13 protein-coding genes and 1 pseudogene are annotated in these 21,462 nt (G+C 44.4%); 2 read left to right on the forward strand and 12 right to left on the reverse strand.

The genetic code is table 11. The annotated features are described in order from the left end of the window. The 9 genes and pseudogenes from ACQ76X_RS20595 to ACQ76X_RS20635 form a co-directional block, all read right to left on the reverse strand. Positions 1-732: pseudogene (locus tag ACQ76X_RS20595) on the reverse strand (hypothetical protein); the annotation flags it as partial. A gap of 44 nt (positions 733-776) precedes the next feature. Beyond that, positions 777-2,147: an ABC transporter permease gene (locus tag ACQ76X_RS20600; protein ID WP_438495696.1), complete on the reverse strand. Its 1,371-nt coding sequence runs from the start codon at positions 2,145-2,147 to the stop codon at positions 777-779. Continuing rightward, positions 2,147-2,854 carry an ABC transporter ATP-binding protein gene (locus tag ACQ76X_RS20605; RefSeq protein WP_438495697.1) on the reverse strand — a complete coding sequence of 236 codons (708 nt, stop codon included), beginning with the start codon at positions 2,852-2,854 and terminating at the stop codon, positions 2,147-2,149. The genes ACQ76X_RS20600 and ACQ76X_RS20605 overlap by 1 nt, the downstream gene beginning before the upstream one ends. A 167-nt stretch (positions 2,855-3,021) precedes the next feature. Further along, the gene (locus ACQ76X_RS20610; RefSeq protein ID WP_438495698.1) at positions 3,022-4,170 is read right to left on the reverse strand and encodes a hypothetical protein; all 1,149 of its coding nucleotides are present in this window, start codon (positions 4,168-4,170) and stop codon (positions 3,022-3,024) included. Then, positions 4,167-5,582 (reverse strand): sensor histidine kinase, encoded by a 1,416-nt coding sequence (locus tag ACQ76X_RS20615; RefSeq protein WP_438495699.1) that lies wholly within the window; start codon positions 5,580-5,582, stop codon positions 4,167-4,169. Before ACQ76X_RS20615 ends, ACQ76X_RS20610 begins: the two co-directional genes overlap by 4 nt. A gap of 4 nt (positions 5,583-5,586) precedes the next feature. Continuing rightward, positions 5,587-6,288 (reverse strand): response regulator transcription factor, encoded by a 702-nt coding sequence (locus ACQ76X_RS20620; protein WP_438495700.1) that lies wholly within the window; start codon positions 6,286-6,288, stop codon positions 5,587-5,589. A 270-nt stretch (positions 6,289-6,558) separates the two neighbouring features. Continuing rightward, positions 6,559-7,398 carry a carbohydrate ABC transporter permease gene (locus ACQ76X_RS20625; protein ID WP_052092472.1) on the reverse strand — a complete coding sequence of 280 codons (840 nt, stop codon included), beginning with the start codon at positions 7,396-7,398 and terminating at the stop codon, positions 6,559-6,561. A 56-nt stretch (positions 7,399-7,454) separates the two neighbouring features. After that, positions 7,455-8,345, reverse strand: a complete 891-nt coding sequence (locus tag ACQ76X_RS20630) for an ABC transporter permease (RefSeq protein WP_438495701.1) — start codon at positions 8,343-8,345, stop codon at positions 7,455-7,457. A gap of 21 nt (positions 8,346-8,366) precedes the next feature. Further along, positions 8,367-10,082, reverse strand: coding sequence for an extracellular solute-binding protein (locus ACQ76X_RS20635; protein ID WP_438495702.1), 1,716 nt, complete (start codon positions 10,080-10,082; stop codon positions 8,367-8,369). Positions 10,083-10,307: 225 nt separating this feature from the next. Here ACQ76X_RS20635 and ACQ76X_RS20640 point away from each other — a divergent pair, with 225 nt between their 5' ends. After that, positions 10,308-11,846, forward strand: a complete 1,539-nt coding sequence (locus ACQ76X_RS20640; protein ID WP_438495703.1) for a response regulator transcription factor — start codon at positions 10,308-10,310, stop codon at positions 11,844-11,846. A gap of 1 nt (position 11,847) precedes the next feature. Beyond that, a complete protein-coding gene (locus ACQ76X_RS20645; protein ID WP_438495704.1) occupies positions 11,848-13,548 on the forward strand; it encodes a histidine kinase in 1,701 nt (566 codons plus the stop codon). A gap of 37 nt (positions 13,549-13,585) precedes the next feature. Here ACQ76X_RS20645 and ACQ76X_RS20650 read toward each other — a convergent pair whose 3' ends face one another. The 3 genes from ACQ76X_RS20650 to ACQ76X_RS20660 all read right to left on the reverse strand — a co-directional run bounded on the left by ACQ76X_RS20650 (position 13,586) and on the right by ACQ76X_RS20660 (position 21,442). Further along, on the reverse strand, positions 13,586-14,071 hold the full coding sequence (locus tag ACQ76X_RS20650; protein WP_438495705.1) for a hypothetical protein: 486 nt from the start codon (positions 14,069-14,071) through the stop codon (positions 13,586-13,588). Then, positions 14,049-14,594 (reverse strand): PadR family transcriptional regulator, encoded by a 546-nt coding sequence (locus ACQ76X_RS20655; protein ID WP_438495706.1) that lies wholly within the window; start codon positions 14,592-14,594, stop codon positions 14,049-14,051. Before ACQ76X_RS20655 ends, ACQ76X_RS20650 begins: the two co-directional genes overlap by 23 nt. Before the next feature lie 332 nt (positions 14,595-14,926). Further along, positions 14,927-21,442, reverse strand: a complete 6,516-nt coding sequence (locus tag ACQ76X_RS20660; protein WP_438495707.1) for a glycosyl hydrolase 115 family protein — start codon at positions 21,440-21,442, stop codon at positions 14,927-14,929. Between the last annotated feature and the right edge of the window lie 20 nt (positions 21,443-21,462).

Below are 21,462 nucleotides of genomic sequence, written 5' to 3' on the forward strand. Positions count from 1 at the left end.
CAGTTCAAATGAGGTGCCGCTTGCCGTTTGAAGATATGGAGTGTATCCGGCTTCATTCAGAACTTTACTGCCCTTATTGGTAATACTCAGTCCTACCTTGGCGTACACTTTACCGCTAAATTTATAGAGCTGCAGGGAATCCGCACTTGCTGTAACTGGAATATCATTCATGGTGGTACTCAGGATCTTGCCGCGTTCAGCGGCTGTGGAATAGCCCGCCGGAATCGCCAGAGCTCCCGCATTCTTTAGATACCCCTTGGCTTTGGCGTCCCATACGTACATGGCAATCTTCATCCCCTGCAGCGAAGTCGTTTGACCGACATTCACATAGTAGGTCACACGCAGGCTGTCCTTGGCTCCGACCTTTTTCTTAAGCGCATCGGCGGTTACAGGGTTAGCGGGAATGGCTGAACCACCCGGCGTGACTACACGCGGAAAATAATGCACCAGATTGGCACTAGAACTGCTGTTGTTAGAGATCTTAAGCGTATAGGCCAGAATATTGCCACCGGCTTGCGGCCAAATATTAACATCCTCAACGGTAGCTTTGACACTCGTATCCAGCTGGATGGCCCCCAGATTCTTTGCTGTGGCACTTGCTCCTGCGGACATCTTAAAACCGGCACTGCCTACTGTTGCCGGAGCTGCCGAAACAGTATATCCAGACATTTGGCTGATTAGAAAAGCGCTTAACAGCAGAGCAACATATTTTCCTCTATGTAATCGCATCACATGGTTTCCTCCTAAAAATCTATACAAATTTAGAGCCCGAGGCTCTAGTCTTTTTTGATCGCTACCAGAGCATTAGTATTGGAAGCGCTAATTGCCGGATATATCCCTGATAGAACACCCGTCATTACTGCAAATGCAATACCTAGCGGGATATTTTTTACAGATATAGAAATCACCATCCCCGTCGTTGACTCTCCTAGGGGGATAATAGATGTCGTTGCAAGCAACTCATTTACTCCAGATATAGTTAAATAGGAAATCAACACCCCGATGGCCCCGCCGAGTAATCCTAGTAATGCAGCCTCAGCGATAAACATATTACGTATTTGCCATAAATTAGAACCCAAAACCTTCATAATCCCGATCTGTTTTCGCCGCTGATGGGTAGACATGGTCATCGCTACAATGATAGATATAGAAGCAATTACAAGAATGAACAAACCAATTCCGAGGGCCGTCTTTTTGATCATTTTGAACTTCTCATTCACTTCGACCTGATGGTATAAGTTTGTTTCTGTAGATAAGATCAGCCTTTGAATTTGCCCTTCTACTTGTGCAACATAATCCTGACTGTCTACCTTAACCAACATTGAATCGTAGCTTTGTGTCTCTGGAGACTCTCCTTTTAAACCAAACTCTTCTGAAAGCAATAGTGCAGTTTCCAGCGAAACATAGGCTTTTTTATCGTAAGCAGCATCCCCCCTGCTAACTCCATCTGGTTGTTTCAGTATCCCAGTGACGCGAAGAGAAGAACTGACGGTATTCTCCTCGAACTCCGTATTAAAATACCGATATTGAATTTGCTGCTGATATAATTTTGAAGACTTCATATTCAGATTATTGAATTGTTGGATTAAACTATCATTATAAGGATCTTCTTGTAAGCGCTCCATCATTTTATTGACCGTATCAACATCCATCAAGCCAATAGTCGCCCCGTGGTTTAATACAACTGTGCCCACCGCATCTGAAGGTCCCCCCTGTTCGAAAGATTTGTCAAAGCTGGTGAGCGACTGAAGATCCGTGCCAAGGACCTCAACATAGTTACTATTATTGTCTATCGTGATCATATCAAAGCTTTCAACCTGCATAAAAGGTGCTACTGCTGTAACATGCGGGAGTTTCTTAATAAGCTCTATCTTCTGCTTGGTCAGCCTTCCTCTATCAAAGTTTCCTTTTTTCGAAGTGCCGCTGCCTTTTGTAGAGATCCCTACATTTGGTTTAACGGTGATTTCATTCATCTTGAAGTTCCTGTTCATCTCATCTAAGGAATATTGCTGGGCAGATTCTCCAACACTCATGGCGACTATAAGAGAGGCACAACCTATCGAAATCCCTGTCATGCACAATGCCGTGACTACTTTACGTCTTTTGATTTGATCCCAGGCCAAGCTTGTGATGTCGCGAATTCGCACTAAGCCCCCCTCCCTGCAGGTATACTTTCACTATCAGTTTGTTCTGTTACCAGATATCCGTTCCGCAGTGTAATAACACTCTGCATCTGCTCCGCAACCTCGGCTTCATGCGTTACAATGACGAAGGTTGTATTCCTTGCCTTGTTTAGCCGCTGCAGAATTCCGATGATCTCTTCCTCTGTTTTGGTATCCAAATTTCCGGTAGGTTCATCGGCAAAAATGATAGAAGGCTCTGTTATAAGAGACCTTGCGATACTTACGCGCTGCTGCTGGCCACCTGATAGTTGTGAAGGGAAGAGATCCGATTTTCCCGGCAACCCCACTTCCTCAAGCAGAGCAAGTGCCTTCTTTCTACGCACGGAGGGACGGACCGATTGAAAAACAAGGGGTAATTCCACATTTTCACGTACCGTCATTGTGGCGATCAATTCATAGGATTGAAAAACAAAACCGATATGTCCACGCCGGAATTCGGCCAGTTTATTCTCACTCATCTTGACGATATCCTGGTCCGCAATATAAATTTGGCCATCTGTTGGCTTCATTAAGCCTGCCATAAGATTTAACATGGTCGATTTACCCGATCCTGAGCTCCCCAGCAGAGCGACCATCTCTCCCGGCTTCACACGAAAGCTGACTTGATGTAGCACCGGCACTGTCTCCGTGCTGTTTTTAAAAGCATGTGATAAATTCTCTACTCGAAGCATGTTAAGAACTCCCTTAATATAATGAATTGTGTTTCATTATCCCCATTATAAAAAGTGATTGTATCGGACTTCGACAGACTTGTATCCAAGTTGTAAATCATTCACTGCCGCACACAAATAAGACCAGCGCAATTAGATATACGCTGGTCTATAGGCAATTGCCGTGTCTAAAACGTAAAACGGTAAATTTCGCTTTTACTTAATTGGCTACCGGTAACGAATAGATCGTCCTCATGCCATTTCATCGTTTGTACAGATTGGATGTTTTGATAGATCACTGTATCTGAATCCAGGCTCCCATTGTCCAAATAAGCAGCATGCATATCCCCTATTTGATTGCTGTTTACCATAAAGTAAGCGATTCGGCTTTCATCGGACTGCAACGCATAATTCGTTATGATACCTTCCTTCAAAAGCTTGAACTGGCCGGTCGCTTGATTGTAAAGGAAGAGTCCATCTGTATTATTTATTTTCCCCTGGAGCACAAAATCGCCATTATTCGTTACTAAAAATTGATTGATTTGTTCACCTTTGGCCACTAACTTTACCTTACTTGTATTCTTCAAATCCATTTCAAATATACCGTAACTGCTGTTAATTTCCGCTAAAAAATAAACCTTATTTTTTCCTGGGTTCTGGATGATATCCCATCTAATTGTGATTCCGTTCAGATTGCTGGAGCCAATGGAAGTTCCTATTAATTCCAGTAATTGGTCATACGTAATCAACTGCTGCACTTTGCCCGTCGAAACATTAGTTAATATAACAGTGCTCCCGGAGAAGCCTAAATAACGTTCATGATCAATGAACATGTTGGAATATGAATTATCATTCTTCAACTGTTTCAGATCCTTATTCAACTCCAGGCTGTACACATTAGTTCTTAAGCTCTCTCCCCCATTTTCAAACTTCGAATAGATTAGCTGTTTCGCATCGGGAGTCAAGGTAATTCCATATTCAACATTCTCAGCAATATCAGACATTTGATTATTATCCAGATGCAATACTGCTATTTTCAATCCACTTAAAGAGTTGTCTGGCACAGTAATAATAACATTATTGTGATCTCGCACTTGAAGATCATATATAGGATAATTATTAGTCAGCTTGGTTACAGCTTTAATCTCAAAAGCCTCAGCATTGCTTGAAATAAGACTCGTATTGAACTGACTATTCTTAAGAACCACCGTTCTAGAGTCAATACTACTTAGGGCATAGATGCTGCCAAGTCCATAAAACCCCAATATAAAGACAAGCAGTAACAGGCCCAAGATCATGTAGTGCCGGTAATTCCCCAACAAACTCACCTTCTTCATTTCCAATCCTCCGGCAAGCTGATTTTGATTTCTGTGCCCTCGTTCAAGATGCTCTGTAGTTTAATGGCTCCGTGATGATCCTCGATAATGTTTTTTACAATACTTAATCCAAGCCCGGCACTTCCCTTCTCTTTGAGTATGTTCTTCTTCGCTCTGTAGAACGGTTCGAACACATGGGTGATATCCTCTGCAGGAATCCCCTCCCCCTCGTCTTTGACCTTAACCACTACCACATCTCTTTCCTTGAAGGATTCCACGTAAATTACAGAGTTTACATCCCCATACTTAATGGAGTTGTCTAACAAATTTAGAAATACCTCTTTCAGTTTATCCCGGTCCCCTAAAACGAATAATCCTTCTTGAAGCTCGAAATGAATATTAATGTTATATTTTCTAGCTTTAATCCTCATATCCTCGCATGCTTCTTTAGCAATTTCCGACAAATTAACCTTCTCAAAGGGATAGGTGGTACTCAATGTTGCCGATTGGGATAGTTCCAGTATTTCAACGACCGCCCGGTTTAACCGCTGACTTTCATGAATGATATAATTCATTCCCTTTTCAAAAAAGGGAGCGTCTGTAAATCCGTTATCCTTCACAATCTGTGCATAACCGAGAATGGTCGTTAAGGGGGTCTTTAGCTCATGCGTAACATTGTCAAAAAAAACTTTACTTTGGGCCTGAGCCTGTTTGACTTCATCCCGTTCTTGTTTAATAATTTCGATCTGATCTTTAATGTGTTTAATCATGATCTGAAATCTGCGGGCTAACTCGCCAACCTCATCGCTGGATGATATTGGAATATCTATATCAAAATTACCTAAAGTAACCTGATTGGAACGTTCGGTCAGCTCACGGATCGGTTTGGTGATTTTTCTGGAGATAAAGATGGAGGCAATAAAGATAAAGCTGAAAATAATGGCGGCAAACATTTTGATGATCGATTGAAAACGAGCGTTCCTTTGATAAAGCTGACTGTAATCTTTCTGATAATTCAAAAATCCAATAGGCGACTGCTTCTGCAGGATAGGGAAGGACAAAGTAACAATCACTTGGTGGTCAACCCTATTAATCGTGTAAGCAATTTGGGAGCGTGAGGCAGATTCAGTCTGAATTTTGTCCTCATTCATATAAGAAATCGTCACAGGTCCGCCAATTCCAGCCGATAACTCCTGAGAGAGTCTATTTTTTTCCGTGACTAATGTTTTTCTACTCATCCTTTTTTTATGGACCAGAAAATATTGATTGATATAAATATCCAAATTTGTTTTCGTATTAATCATGTCCTCATTAATGATCCGATACATATTTTGTTCCGTAACTCTGTAGGATACAAACAGCATTGCAGAAAGCCCCACAAAAATAACAATTGAAAAAACAACCACAATTTTAAATTGAATTGGAAATTTCATGGTCTCACCTCGATACCAGCTTATACCCGATGCCAAATATCGTCTCTATCATGGATAGGCTGTGCTCCTCATCCAGTTTTTTACGGATTCTTTGCACGTGGATATCTACAGTCCTGGTATCTCCAGCAAAATCAAAATCCCATACCTTATCTAAGAGATCCGATCTGCTGAATACTCTTCCCTTATGCTCTGCAAAAAATAACAGAAGATCATATTCTTTATTGGTGAGTCCGACTTTCATTCCGCGTTTCAGCACTTCCCTATTACCTTTATGAATCTGTATCTCTGCCCCTACATTGATAAATTCAGAGGTTTGGTTCTCCAAAGAATCTCCTATTAAATCTATTCTGCGGAAAATCGCCCGGATTCGGGCGATCACCTCTCTAATATCAAAAGGTTTGGTGATATAATCATCGGCTCCTAGTTCCATGCCCAGAACTTTGTCTATCGTGTCGGACTTGGCTGTAATCATGATAACCGGGATCGCGGAGTCCAAAGAAACTTGTTTACAAATATCAAAACCGCTCATGTCCGGCAACATCAAGTCCAGTAAAAGCAAATCCGGTTTGAAATGCTTCAGAATTTCCAGACCCTGCGTTCCTGTAGCCGCTCCTCTGGTAACAAATCCTTCTTTGCGAAGGGAGTACGCAAGCAAATCACGTATGGGGTCTTCATCTTCAATTAATAATATCGTTTTCTGATTCATGGCTGCGTTAATCTCCCTAATTCCAATATCTAAAATCGTCTCTTTATCTTCATTATTTTATCAGATATTTCTTCATTCATCTTACTGTTTGATCAGTAATCCTATAAGTTACAATTTGGATACAACTCTGAAACAGCATGCTTCTTTTTGGGAAGGATTCCATTGCCTACAAAAAAGTCAAAAAGCAACTTATCCGCAGACAAGTCGCTTTTTGAACGCTGTATTTTTTATAAATACTACATAGTCATGATAGAATAATAACTCTATACATCACTCTTTAAGAGAACCTACTACAATTCCTGTAACAAAATATTTTTGCATAAAAGGGTAAATTAAGAGCAGCGGCAATGTTGAGACAACGATTTTGGCGGCATTTAGTGTCCGGTTCGAAATCTTAGCGTATTCGATCAGCTTTTGCGGATCGGTTATATTTTGCGCGTCTACGCTGAGCTGCTGGATATAAGTCTGCAACGGATAGTTTGACGTTTTATTTATATACACCAGAGCACCGAAATAATCATTCCAATGCCCAACAATCGTGAACAGCGTTACCGTAGCAATTGTAGGCAACACCACAGGCACGTATATGGTTGAGAGAATTCTCCACTGCGAAGCCCCATCAATGGTTGCAGCTTCCTCCAAGGATTTGGGCACTGCCCGGAACGCATTCATCAATAGAATGACATTCCCGACCGCCACGGCTCCCGGCAGAATCAGAGCCCAGATAGAGTCGAGGAGATGAAGCCCTTTGACTACCATAAAGGTTGGAATTAGCCCCCCGGAGAACAGCATGGCGATAATCACAATATTCATGTACACCTTCTGCGCCCGGAATTGTTTTGAGCTTTTCGATAACGGATAAGCGGCCAGAATCATCAGGCTCATATTGACGATCAAACCAAGGACAACCCGCTCTACCGAAATCATAAATGAGCGCCAAAACTGGCTGTCCGAGAATAGCTTCTCATAGGAACTGAACGTAGGATGAACCGGAAAAATACTTACCATGTTAGCAGAAACCGCTGCGTTGTCACTGAACGAAATAGCAACCAGATTAATTAAAGGGATCAGGCAGGACAAAGTGAGAGCTAACAGCAATATCCAGATCATGATGTCCGCAATTCGGCTTTTTATGGAATGCGCGTAAATGGAAAACACCTCCCTCTTTAGAAAATTCGGTAATCCGTTAACTTTTGAGCTAGCTTATTGGCAGAAAGAATGAGGACGATTCCGACAACAGACCGCAAGAGCCCGATGGCTGTACCCAAGCTATATTGTCTCTCCACTAAGCCTACCCGGTATACATAAGTGTCAATAATATCGGAAGTTGCGTAAACCAAGGGATTATAAAGATTGAAAATTTGGTCAAAACCGGCATTGAGTACATTAGGCAAATTTAAAGCCGTAACAAGTAATATGGTAGGCATCAAGCCGGGCAAAGTCACATACCACAGCTGTTTAAAACGATTGGCTCCGTCGATGGAAGACGCCTCATAAAGTCCCGGATCAATAGCCGTCAATGAGGCTAAGTATATGATGGAGCCATATCCAAACCCTTTCCACACATCAGTCAGCACCAGCATAGGTCTAAACCAATGATTGCTGGCCATAAACAAAACCGGATCAATGCCAAGCCATCCCAATAATGCGTTGACCGGTCCTTCGTACGAAAAAATATTCATCACGACTGTAGCCAATACGGCCCAGGAAAGAAAATTAGGCAAATAAACAACGGTCTGCATAAACTTTTTGGCAAAACGTACGCGGATTTCATTTAACAATAAGGCGAATACAATCGAAACAAAGGTTCCCACAATAATTTTCCATATGGCGATTACCATTGTGTTGATTAAAATCTGCCGGCTGTCGGGAATTTGAAACATAAACTTGAAATTATCAAGTCCCACCCATGCTGATCCGCTGATACCTTTGGCCGGAATGTAATTTTGAAAAGCCATTACGATGCCGAACATCGGTATGAAGGAGAAAATAATCAAGAAAACCATACTCGGTGCGAGCATAAGGTGAAACGCAGCTTGGTCTTTTTTATTTTTCATCAAGAATCATCTCTTTCAGCATCATTTGGAGGTGAGTGCTTCGTTGACTTCCTTAGTAATCGTATCGCCGCCGGTTTTTTTCCAGCTGCTCACAAAACTATCAAATGCATCAGGGGTTTGCTCTCCGGTAATGATCTTCAAATACATTTCAAGCTCCATTTTGGTCAATGTCGGCCACTTCAGCGCCATGGAAGGCGTTGTTCCAAAAAAGATAGGGTTAATCTCGTTAACTTTTGAATTCTTGACCAGGTTGGCAGTTGTGATGCTCGAAGTATACCCAGCCCAAGCGGTCGGGTCCGGCTTCTCTCCATTTTTTACACTGTCCAGATATTTCTTGTAGGAGCGGTAGGAGTTCTTATCACTGTTGCTGAGCAATTTGCTGCTGTCACCGGTCTTTAGCGCATCCTCATAAATCCCGACATTACGGTAAAATGCATCATAGTAATCGATATTCATGGCCAGCGGAGAGCCTCCGATATTATTGCTGCTGTAGTCTTCAAACTCCTTCAAAACGGTTGCGTCCTTTTCCAGATAACGCTGGTAATCAAACTGAAGGCTGGCCATTTTTACAGCAACCTCCGGATGCTCGAACCCCTTCCGAACCACAAGGTAACTGCTGGCAGAATTGCCGGTGAACATCGTAACTGAGCCATCCTCCGATTGCGGAGCCACATAGGAAACCCACTTGGCATCCGGGTTCAGCTTAAGCGTGTCCGCCACCGTCCAGCTTCCCCACCAGTTGTCCATGAACGAACCGCTCTTTCCGCTGGTAAGCAGCGCCTTTCGGTCGTCGGATGTCCGCACTGCAAATTGTTGGTCAATCAATTTCTTGTTGTATAGATCCGCCAGCTTTGCAAGGGCAGGTTTCATTTCAGGCTGTACGGAACCATAAGCCGCCTTTCCGCTTCCATCCTTAATCCATTGTTTTGGGAAAGCGCCATACAGCGCAAAAATGTTGTTCAATTCGTACTGCCCCCCGGATATTCCGGCAACATTTTCATTATCGACCACAAGACCGACCGTTTTTCCGGCTCCATTGCCGCCGGGATCTTTCTCTAGAAATTGAGTAATAATATTTTCTACATCACCCATCGTTTTGGGCTCGGAGAGGCCCAGTTTGTCCATCCAGTCTTTACGCAACCAAAGTACACCCGGGCCGTGTGAAATTTCGGTAGTGGGCAGCGCCATTATTTTATCGTCAAATCTGGCGGTCTCCAGAACACGGCCGTCATAGGAATCGTAAATCTCCTTAATCCGGTCGCTGGCACAGTTTGTATAAGCATCCGTCAGATCCGCAATCAGGTCATTCTCATAGAGCTGTTGCAGGGTGGTCTGGTCGGAAACCACCATGATGTCGGGAATAGTGCCCCCTGCAAGGGCCATCGAAACCTTTTGAACATAATCCGTGCCGTCATTCGCTTCAAATGCAACTTCGTTTTGTACGTTGAGCTTATTTTTAAAATATCTCGTCCACACATTGTTGGTGGAATTATCCCCCTCATAAGCTGTCCCCTCAAGCGCCGTATAGCTAGTTGCTGTCGCTCCAACCGTATAGTTAACGGTTTCAGGATAGGCTTCATAAGGTGTCGTCATGGCTTTCTTCCATGCCGGATCATTCAAATTGACCGCAGATTCTTTGGTGGTATTGTTGGAATTGGAGTTTTGACAGCCTGCGAGAGAAGCGGATAAAAGCGCTGTCAACAAGATAGAAGCAGACTTTTTAACTGTCGATTTCATTACATAATCCCCCTTAATTGATAAGAACGAAAGCCCATATTGTTTTGCATCTTCATTGTAGAACTATGGCCATTTGACCGTATACGCAAATAAATTGCGTTTTACACAAATATATAACTCACTTTAAGCAACATGTTTTGCCCGCTGATTGAATTCATTTAAACCATGGTACAATCAAAATGAATTACTGGGTTTGGCATACTGCGCTTGGAGAGGACGACCGAAATGTTAAGCATATTAGTAGTAGATGACCAAAGGGAAGAACGGGAGGGTATTGAATTTCTCATTCATGAACTGGGGTGTCCCCTCCATGTCGTAACGGCGGAAAACGGACGAAAGGCGCTCGATTATTTAGAGCATAAGTCTGTAGATATCCTCTTTACTGATGTTAGAATGCCATTAATGGATGGACTGCAGCTTTCAAAAAAAGCTTTAAGCCTTCAATCCAGCTTGAAAGTTATTCTGTTCAGCGGCTTCGCCGAATTTGAATATGCAAAAACGGCCATCTCCCTTGGTGTCTCGGAATATCTCCTCAAACCGATCAATGTTGAAGCCTTTCAAAATACCATGCAAAAAGTAATGGATCAGTTAATGGACCAAAAACAGGAAAATGCCGCTTCGCAAATTAAACAAGGTTATGTTAAGAAACATGTGCTTTTTAATCTGGTTAACGGCTTGGGAATGCCGTCCTCTATGAAGGATGTTTCGTTCGGTCTACCCGATCATTATCATGGAATGGTTTTGATGGAATTTGAAAAGAATTTTTTTGAGAATGCCGAACCGGATTTCGAGGAATTTATCTTGTCTTTGTTAGAGGGGCAGATTGATTACTTAAATCTAAATGATTGTCAAAGTCTGCTGCTGTTTTCCCAGCGTCAATCATGGTCTTTCTCTTCATTCCATGAATTAGGCATGTATATACGAGACAGCATACTAAAGAAATATAAAGTGAATTGCTACCTTGCTATTCATGATGAAATCACTTTGTTACCGGATCTTTCAACGGCTCTGATTCAATTAGATCAACTGATGGAATACCGGTTCTTCTCACCGGATTATTTTGTATTTGATGTCAAAAAAGATTTTTATTTTGCTGATGATAGGCTCCCCGAACTATCAGATAATGATTTATTAGACAAAATCAGAAGTGATTTGATGGATAGAGATTTTTTTAGTCTTAGAGCCAATACAGATTTATTGTATCAAAAATATGCGAAGCAGCTTCAATTTTCACAATTATATGTCAAGTATATGTTCTCCTCTTTGTATCAGGAAATTATGACTTATTCAGCACCTATCCCTGAAATAGAGCTCTGCCGGGGAATCGAAAAACTATACAAATCAGAAGAATTAAAGGAAATAAAAGAAATCATATTTGAAGGAATTGCCCGTCTTGAACAAGAGTACAGCAGTTCGGAATTTTTAAACCGGGATATTGCCTCTGTAAAGCAGTACATCGGGGAACATTATGGCGAGGATTTGAGTTTGGATCTACTTGCTGCAAAGGTACATTTGTCTCCCCATTATTTAAGTTCAATTTTCAAAAAAAATACGGGAAACGGATTAAACAAGTATATTAAAAATGTTCGTATGAAAATAGCGAAAGACTTGCTGATGCAGACACATCTAAAAGTATCGGACATTTGCTATAAAGTGGGATTTCAAAACGTTTCTTATTTTTGCCAAAATTTCAGAGATTTTTTCGGGCATACTCCTGAGAAATTCAGACAGCTGAATCAGAAACTCAACTTCGGAGAGGAATAGCATGCAGATATGGCAGTCTTTTAAACAGAGAATCGGTGACTTTCGATTTCAAACCAAAATAAAGCTTTCTTTTTTACTAGTAAGTATGATTCCTGTGATTGTTCTCGGAAGTTTTTGCTTCTCGAAAACCAGGTCACTCTTAGTGCAGCAAGCAAAAGCCGATCTAAATGCCACATTAACTCAAAGTGTCTTAACTGTAAATAATCAACTTGATGTTTATAATAAATTTATGAACTTTCTGAGCTTCAATCAAGAAATTATAAATGCCGCCAACAACACCTATACCAGTGAATATGAAATGTATGATCAGTTAACTAACGTAATCGATCAAAACTTCTATACCGCACGTTACTTAAATCCTGGAGTAGAACAAATCACGCTTTATACCGGGACTAATTTACCTCAACACGGAAACACCGTAATCCCTATTGATGAAATAAAGGGAACCTCCTGGTATCCGAATGTAATGAAATCGGTTGATGTTCTTTGGTCTGCCAGTGAAAAAAACATATACAGTGTCCGCAGAATCCTTAGCACGAAACACAGAAATCCCAAAGATAATATTCTATTTGCACGGGTTAACTATGATAAACTATTCAAAACTTTTGAGCCCCTCCAATCTCACGGCTCGGAGATTATTATATTGGACTCCAGCGGAAATACCGTCTATTCCTCGGGCGCTAACCGTGAAAATCCGGATATTCCGGTTACCGCTAAGCAACATTGGCAAGGTGAGAGCTACACCGCCTTGTCTTCTACTATTCCGCTTGCGGGATGGAACGTATATTTATATAAGCCGACAAATCTAATCACAAAGTCCGCATGGTGGATTGCCTTGATCGTGCTGTTGATGATTGCCGCCTGCATCGCGGCAGTTGTCGTGGCGGGCACTCTCTTTTCTCGTAGAATTATGTTGCCTATTCATCGGCTGCATAAAAGCATGAAGCTTGTTGGAGAAGGGAATTTGGAAATTAAAGTCTCTAGTGAGTCTAAAGATGAAATTGGTGATCTGATCAGAGGATTTGGAAATATGGTGGGGAAAACCAAGACTCTTATTGATACTGTGTATGTGGCAGAAATCGCCCGCAAGGAATATGAGATGAAAGCTCTGCAGGCGCAAATCAACCCTCATTTCCTTTACAATTCCCTCTCTATAATTAATTGGAGAGCACTGCGAATCCATGCGACGGACATTAGTGAAATGGCACAGCTTTTATCAACATTTTATCGTACTACTCTCAATAAGGGAGATAATCTTATATTGGTTTCAGATGAAATTCTTAATGTACAGTCCTATATTAATATCCAATTGATTATGCACAGCAATAATTTCAAAGTGGACTATCAGATTGATGACTCCATTCTTTCTTGCCTTATGCCCAATCTGATGCTCCAACCTTTAGTCGAAAATGCGATTATTCATGGAATTGAAAACCGTGAAGACGGTGATGGAATAATACATCTCTCAGCCAAGAAAGAAGAGCAAAGTATTGTTCTGCAGATTACTGACAATGGGGTTGGAGTGGAGGAAGAGCAGCTTGTACTTTTGCTTAAATCTCATTCTAAAGGATATGGACTTAAAAATGTAAATGACCGGGCGGTTCTAATGTACGGCGAGCAGTATGGACTGACGATCCATAGTATTGTCGGGGAAGGGACTCAAGTTACACTCAAAATTCCTTATGGCGAACTTCAAGTATGATCCTAGTTCAAAGCATCTTCCCCGTTGTTATGAGAATTTATTTATTAAATTTCTTTTCTATATCTTTAGCAAATCTCTCGCCCTCATCGGCTAAATGTTTTCTCATAAAGAATCCGCCAAAACCATTTATCCATGCTGCAATAGCCAGTAGCCGAGATGGAAAGTCCGCTCCAATCGTACAACTAAGTTCGCAAGAGTTGTTATCAATAGGCGTAACCTTCATTTCCCATGGAACTCCAACAATGGCTGGTATCCATCGGCATATATATGCTTTTGTCCTGTCAGAGTAGAAACGCAAATGATCGTCTGTGTGCTCTTTTAATTGATAGTGCTGAACAATCATCTCATTCCCCATATTTTCCACATTAACCATATAGAATTCCCCATCTTCAAAATAACTGCCCATTGCCTTGTGACCTTTTGAAAATGATTCATATTCAGCTGGAGTCATCTCAGTAACCCATTTGTACAAATTCACATGATTAGCAGCAATCTGCAATTTAAATTTCTTTGTCATTCTCATATTCATTAGCCTTCTTTCCTGTAATTTTTCTTGTGAGTTCATCGTGCCAATTCATAATCATTTGATAATACTCTTTGCCAAACATCAACGTCGCGTGCTCATATCCCCCCATCTCATGACCGTGTTGCTCTTCTATCAAGGTTAGCTTGTTATATTCACTGGCGACAGTGGTTTGAAAGCCGGCAATCAATCGAACAACCTCAAGATCCTCAAGATATTTATAGAAGAAAAGCTTATTCAAATACTCATAATTAAAAGGGGAAAAAGTACAGGGTGTCTTTAACCATTCTATAAATTCACTCTTCCCTTTTTCCGTGATACCATATGATTTTTTGAATCTGCCTTCCTCTACCACTTCTTCAAACTTGATAAGCTCCCCTTTTTCCATTTTTTTCAGCATAGGATATATGCTTCCGAAGCTGGCATCAATAAAGTTGGAAGTACTTAACGTCATCTTCTGCTTGATTTCATATCCTGTCATATCCTTTTCGCAGAGAAACCCAAGTATTACGTAAATCAACATAAAATCCATCCCTTCTTAAAGAAATTATATATACAAGCGATATATATCGTTTCGATACATTAAACTTAAAGGTTGACGATCGATTTGTCAATAGGGTTTGCGAAATTTTATTTAGAAAGCTTATTTAAGCTACTCTGGACTAGAATCAAAAAATGATGGTACTACGCTTTCGATATAAACAAAAAAAATCCAAAAGGATGTTATCCCTTTAGATTTCTCAAAGTAAACTGTAATTTCCAACATCTCTATCGCTTCGCCTTATAAAACTCGTGATACAGCTTCATAGGTGTTGGTCTCACGGTATCGAACCCAATAAGTCACGGGCGGCAGATTCAGGATGGTCTGGGCGCATCCTGTTCGGCTTTTTCTGCCACCGATGTAATCTTGACTTGGATATTATCGAAATCCACTTGCCCATTGGAGAAGCCGTCGATGCCGAAGACATGCCCCGTTAGTACAGTACTGCCCTCCGTACGGAATGCAAAGTTCTCCGCAATGACCTCATCCCCCATATAGACGCTGTAAGTCTGCGCATCCATATCAGCAATGATTTTGAAAGGATACCAAGTATCGTAGCTGAAAGGTTTCACATTTTTCCTAACGGATGATTCAGCCACTTTAATCCATGGATCATTGCCGGCGTTCTCAAAGGCTACTGTCATTGCGTAGGCGCCTGCTTGGTTTTTCGGCTGGAAAGCATTCGCATACTGAAGTCCCGTTTGAAAGCGTGAGGAATACTCTACAACGACTCTTTGGTCGCCGGTCGCAGATACCTGACCCACATAGGGAAGGAACATATTTACATATCCTTTCGTGGGTCCAGTACTAAGCCGCAAAAACTTATTCCCGGATTCTTCCACGATCTGCGCTGCACCGCCACTCTGGATTCGGGTGGCTTCAATTCCGAAAGTCTGTTTACCCGTTGTGTCATTCTCGAAATCCCGGTAAACGTTATAAGTCACGCCATCCTGTATAAGGTTGAGTGAACCTGACAGAGCTGCTTCCGCTTCAGCAAGGGAATTCCGCGCCTGGTTAAACTGCTCTTCAGTCATATTTCCGCCTGCGGACAACTCCTCCGCATGGTCCAGCGCAGCCAAGAGGGCATTATACGCAGATTGACTATAGTTGCCCAAACCTTCCCCTAAGGGGATTGAGAGATTGACTGTCCTGCTGCGAATTTCATTCACAATTTCATCAAGACCCCACCTAGGGACAACTTCGACGGCAGCGGTGGTATTAATGTCAAGACCCTTCAGTTTGCCAGACACCTGAACAGTGCCAGGCGAGTTGAACGCAAGTCCCTCCAGATTCCAGATGACCTCTGCAATGCCGGTATTCCCATCCGCATAGACCACCGGAACATAGAGGGGCAGCTTGGGTGTCTGTCCGGAAGGCGACTTCATCGCTACTGGATGAACCTGGGTAATCCGAGGCGCCTTAGGTGCCGGATCCGCAGTAATGCCGGCGTGAATGGCATTGGCAATCCATGTGTAGCCAGCGGCATTGCCGTGTACATAATCCGGGAACTGATCCAGTGTTGCATTCTTCGTTGCATCGTGTACGTCAATAAAACTACTGTCCGCAATCCGTGCAATCTGCTTTTGGAGCGGAACAATCTCGTTATGCAACACATCGGCCTGGATGCCATATCGATTAGACCCTGGTACGACTGTAGGCGATGTAGCCAGGTATACAACGGGATGGGAGTCCAAATCACGGTAGCTCTGGATGAGCGCCAGAGCATCATCCACATACTCTGCTTTGTACGGATCCCAGTTCAGCACCTTAGAGTCATTGGTTCCCAGCATGATGATAACAATATCGGGCTGGAATGCCTTACTCTCCATATATTTTCCTTGGTGCACATAGCCCTTCTTGGCGCCACCGGTATCGGTTCCCTTATTCAGCATGGAGGCACCGCTTACACCAAAGTTCGCCACCTCATAATTTCCACTGAGCAGGCTTTGCAACTTGGCGGGATACTTGTCTTCCGGCTTAATGGGACCTGCCGAATCAGAGCCAAAGGTAATGCTGTCACCAACAGTGGCGATCTTGATCCGGGCTACTGTCACTTTGGCAGCAGCTTTGTGATTATTAGTGTTGGTTACTATGCCTGTCAGGGTGATCCTTCCTGTAAAAATGTATTCACCAGACTTCGATGCGTCATAGGTCTTGTTATCCCAGGCCACATTCAGATTAGCTTTGTCACCACTACCAAGTGTAACCACCACCTGATTCGGCAGACTGTTCAATACGACTGCTTTATCAGTGCCGAGAGCTACAGCCGGAAGGGAAACAGGAGTAACGCCAGTAATATCATTAGGCGTCTCCGGCTTGGTAGGATTTATGATACTAACCTTAAAGTCGTCGTAGTCGATTGAGCCGCCCGGCATGTTATCCAATCCAAACCGCTGGCCAGTCAGCTTGCTGCCGCCTGTGTTGCGGAAGCTGAAGTCAGTGGCTACCGGAACAGGACCATTGTCCATATAGACGGTATAAGTCCGGGCGTCCCAGTTGCCCACCATCTTAAATGTGTGCCATTGATTGTAACTAAACGCTTTGACGCTGACCTTATCTGCATTGGATGTGCCCTTATGCACTTTGATCTGATGCACTCCACTTGCATTTTCAAAGGCAGTTACCATGGAATAATTGTTAGTACCGCTGTCGTTTCTCACCATGGCGCCATTGGCGTACTGGAAGTTGCCGTTAAATCTGGCGCGATATTCGATGACGATACGCTGATTCGAAGCAGCCTTTACCTCGCCTGCATACGGCAGAAACAGATCGGCCTTGCCAGCAGTAGAGGTTGTGGTCAAACGCAGGAATTGATTCCCGCCCTCATCTTGCACAGTGGCCGTAGCGCCATTGGTCATCCCTTCGACGTTAAAGCCGTAAGGATATTTGCCCGCCTTATCGCCAGAGAAATCTCTGTAAGCATTATAGGTCATGCCATCCCGTGTAAGGACGAGAGAATGGGCCAGAGCTGTTTCGGCGGCAGTAATGGTATTCAGGGCTTCGTCAGCTTGCTGCTCTGTAGCCCTTCCACTCTTGGCCAAGGCATCCGCTGCGTTCAGCGCACTCATCAAGGAGTCATAGGCAGCCTGACGGTAATGACCGAGAGCATCGCCTAATGGATAAGAGGTCCCGGACATCCCGGTGCGCTTCGCGTTCACAGCTGCCTGGAGCCTCAGTCCCGCAGTGCTCCCCGCCCGGAGGGAGGGGTTCCAGAGGGCGTCGGTTGGGGTTTCGCCACTCTTCGTCAGGTAGATGCGATCTACATACAAACCGTCCTCGCGCATCCACAGGCTGAAGGAATGCTCGTTTGCTGTGGCGACGTTAACCTTGCCCACGTTTTTCCAGTGCCATTTCTCATCCAAATTATTGCTAAAAAAAACATCTGTCGAGAAGTTGCCGAGACTGCCATCCAGACCGCCGCGAATAGAGTCGGAAGCGTTGTCCACATACCGCCACCGGACCCAGACATTATACGTACCCGTGTTGCTAAAATTGATTTTGTATGTTAATTCCGGACTATATACAGGGAATTCGGCATTCTCTGACCACTGTCCGCCCAGATCGGGAAGGCGCATGGCCATGCCGGTGTCCGATTGAGTAAGGCGCCAGACATTGAGAATCTTCCCTTCCACCTGGGCAGCCTTATCCCGCTTGGAAACGGTGTACGCCTTCATGTCAGCCGTAATCTGGCTTTCAGATTCAAGCACATGTTCCATGGCGTACTCGGCCTCAAGGCTTACCTTTCCATCCGCTTCAACAAATGCGCCCCCTCCCCAGCCAGCCGGGATGTTTTTCGGTTCAGCTACTGTTGAGGTCCAGGGCAAAAGATCGATGCCAGGGCTGAACTTAGTATTGTATTCATGTTGGTAACTCTCGTCAGGGCCAAGCTCGGTGGGAATGACTCCCTCCGGACCGGTGTACAGCACCATCTTGTCAATCATAATAAAGCTATCCACCATCCACAGCTTGACGGTATGTTTTCCAGCGGACAGAGCGGGCATATTCACCACATGCTTCTCGATCATATGGAAGATGTTGCTCACCCAGATGGTGCCTTGCCCCTCATCGGCGGCGGCGGATTCCACGACAATCGGGTTTTCGTTGTCCACGGATACGGCAAAGCGAACCTTCCCCTTGGAATTGAGCGTGGGAATCCGGTATATCTCCAACGGGAACTGACCTGAGGAGGTCAGGTTGATGTCATACTCCAGGCTGGGGGCAGCCGAGGTGATCGCAGTCTGATCCACGGCGCTCAGATCAGGAGCATAAGCACGCACTACATCACCGCCAAAAGCACGACCCAGGTCATTGATGATTTGCCAGGTTTTATTGCTGTTCGTGTTCAAGCGGCTGTAATGCTCGGCTTCAATCGAAACATAGCCGTCAGCCTCCGCGTAGCCCTGGATTGCGGACAGGGCCATAGCCGGATTCTCAATCGCCACCTGAATGGTCTTATTCGTGTTGGCTGCAGTATCGGTAATCGTAATCGCTGCGGTTGCGCCTTTGTGGGCTTCCATCTGATCGATCGTAACCCAGAGACGGGTCTCGTCGCTGACGGTTCCGGCTGCGGCGGAGAGCTGTACCCAAGGCTGATCGGCGGCGGCAGTCCAGTTGATGCTGCCGGCTCCTTTGTTGAAGACTTGGATGAATTTACCATCCTGATTGTAAGGGGAGAAGACCAGGCTGGAGTTCTCCTGGGGCATTTTCTCGCCTTGCACGACCACGCCCATGGACGGTTCACCCAGCACCAGCGCCGGCGTGCCGGGGGGAAGCTGGTTAATGACGGGAGGCGACGCATTTTCGGGATCAATGAATCCCTTCCATTTGCCATCTGCCATCGTACTGTAACGCGCAATTTCCGCTTTCTTCGCCAGGTCGGCCTCCTGCGAAAGCTTGAGAAACACATCGGCGGAAGCCATCCTGCCCTGATCAAAGGCCAGGTTGCTTTTATCCGCATAATAATAGGCCTTATTGACATAATACGCCCAGTTAGTTTTGGATTGCACCAGTTCATAGAAGGCCAGCTTCTGCGCATCAGGCAGCGCATTATAAATAGCCGCTGTGCGGTTGAACAAATCCTGATATACCGCTATGCGCCTGGAACTCTCATCCCCATAGTGAGTCTGGTTGAACAGGCCAACCTTCATATGCTCAAGCTTGCGAACGTTGGTGTGCTGGTAGAAAGTAGTGAGTATATCTGCTACCTCGTCGCTATACTGGCTGCCGAAATGTTCAGAAGTCCAGTCTTTCAAAAATTGATCCGCCTGGTTCTTGTACTTCTCTACGTCCCATCCATAACGGATAAAGAAGGTCATCTCGGCTTCCTGCGGCTTGATATCGCCCACATTCAGTATCCAAGACTTCCGAATATTATGGTCCCAGGACTTGCTGAGCTCCTCACCCATCAAGGTAAGGGGGATCGAATTGAGCCACATATAGCTTTGGTCGACAGGAGCCCAATAGGAAACGTGATAGTATAACCCGTGTCCACCTTCGCGTGCGCGTTCTGCGGCATCAGGTACCCTCCGCATGATTCCGTGATTATCGTCGCACCAGATCACTGTCACATTCTCGGGCAGATCAAATTTGGGGTGATTATAGATAGGCAGGACTTCCTTGTAAGGGATAAACGCCTGGAAGGACTTTGCATATTTGTCCTGGCCCAGTATTTCCTTAAGCAGCAGCTGCTGATCCCGGATAATCTCATTCATGAGACCGGCTTTCCGCTCCTCCAGATTATTACCCAGGCGCTGATATTCATCGGACATGAGGAGGTTCTTCACATTGAAAGCCTCATCATGTATACCCCGCATACCCAGTGTCCATTGCGCATCGGTGTCTTTATGGCGTTTAATGTTTTCCCGCCAGTACTGGAGCACAGCCTCCTTGCTTACGGTGTAGTCATATTGGATCGTGTCGGGATTAACACCCTTCTGTACGGCATATTTCTTTTTCCACTCATCCCACTCGTGGGTGTTCGTCCGCAGGAGCATATCGGGGTGACTGGAGCCCAGCACGATGCCGTATTCCTGCACCAGATCAATATTGCCCGGTACATTGTTAATCGAATTGACATGCATGGCCGCCCAGATGTAGTTGCCCTTTAGCCGCAAAATAAGCTCGAAGATTTTGGCATAGGTTTGCGGACCCATCGTGTCCGGGTCTTTGAATACATCCTTTGCCCAGCGGCTGAGCTTCTCCTCATCATTGAGGAAAATCCCGCGGTACTGCACATCAGGCATGTCAGTGACTGAAGTATTGGCCGTTACATAGACCGCATTCCTGGTTTTGATTGCTGCATCAGCGAAAAAATACCAAGGATCTACACCCATTCGTTCCGAGAGCTCGTATACGCCAAAGATGGCTCCGCGAGAATCCGATCCTGCGATGACCAGGGTGTTTTCGTCCACCACCTTGATTAAGTAGGTTTCCCATTCATCTTTGATAGCGCTTACTTCATTTGTGGTGATTTTCCCTTTGGTGACCAGCGCCTTAATTTGAGCGCTGCCAGTCAGTGTGCCCACGATCACGACGGGACCTTGGGGCAGGGCGGCCGCGCTGCTCACATTGGCGTTCAGATTGGTGATTCGCTTGATGTCCTCCTTCAAGTCCTTCACCACTCGTCTGACCGGGGCTTTCTCCGCGCCGTCAACCCAGATGGCCGCTGCCGTTCCGTTAGCCGCTAAAGGGAAATCGCCAACCTTTCCCGCTTCCGAAACAATTCCTCCGTCCTCAGAGGGTGGATTACTGGCTGCATAGGCGGGCATCATCCCAACAAAAAGTGCGATCGTGATCATTATTGCAATCAAACGTCTTGTATATCTGATCACATTAGTTCACCTCATTTTTT

Origin of the sequence: Paenibacillus sp. IHBB 3054, from assembly GCF_051594305.1 — a bacterium.
Taxonomy (GTDB): Bacteria; Bacillota; Bacilli; order Paenibacillales; family Paenibacillaceae; genus Paenibacillus_AQ.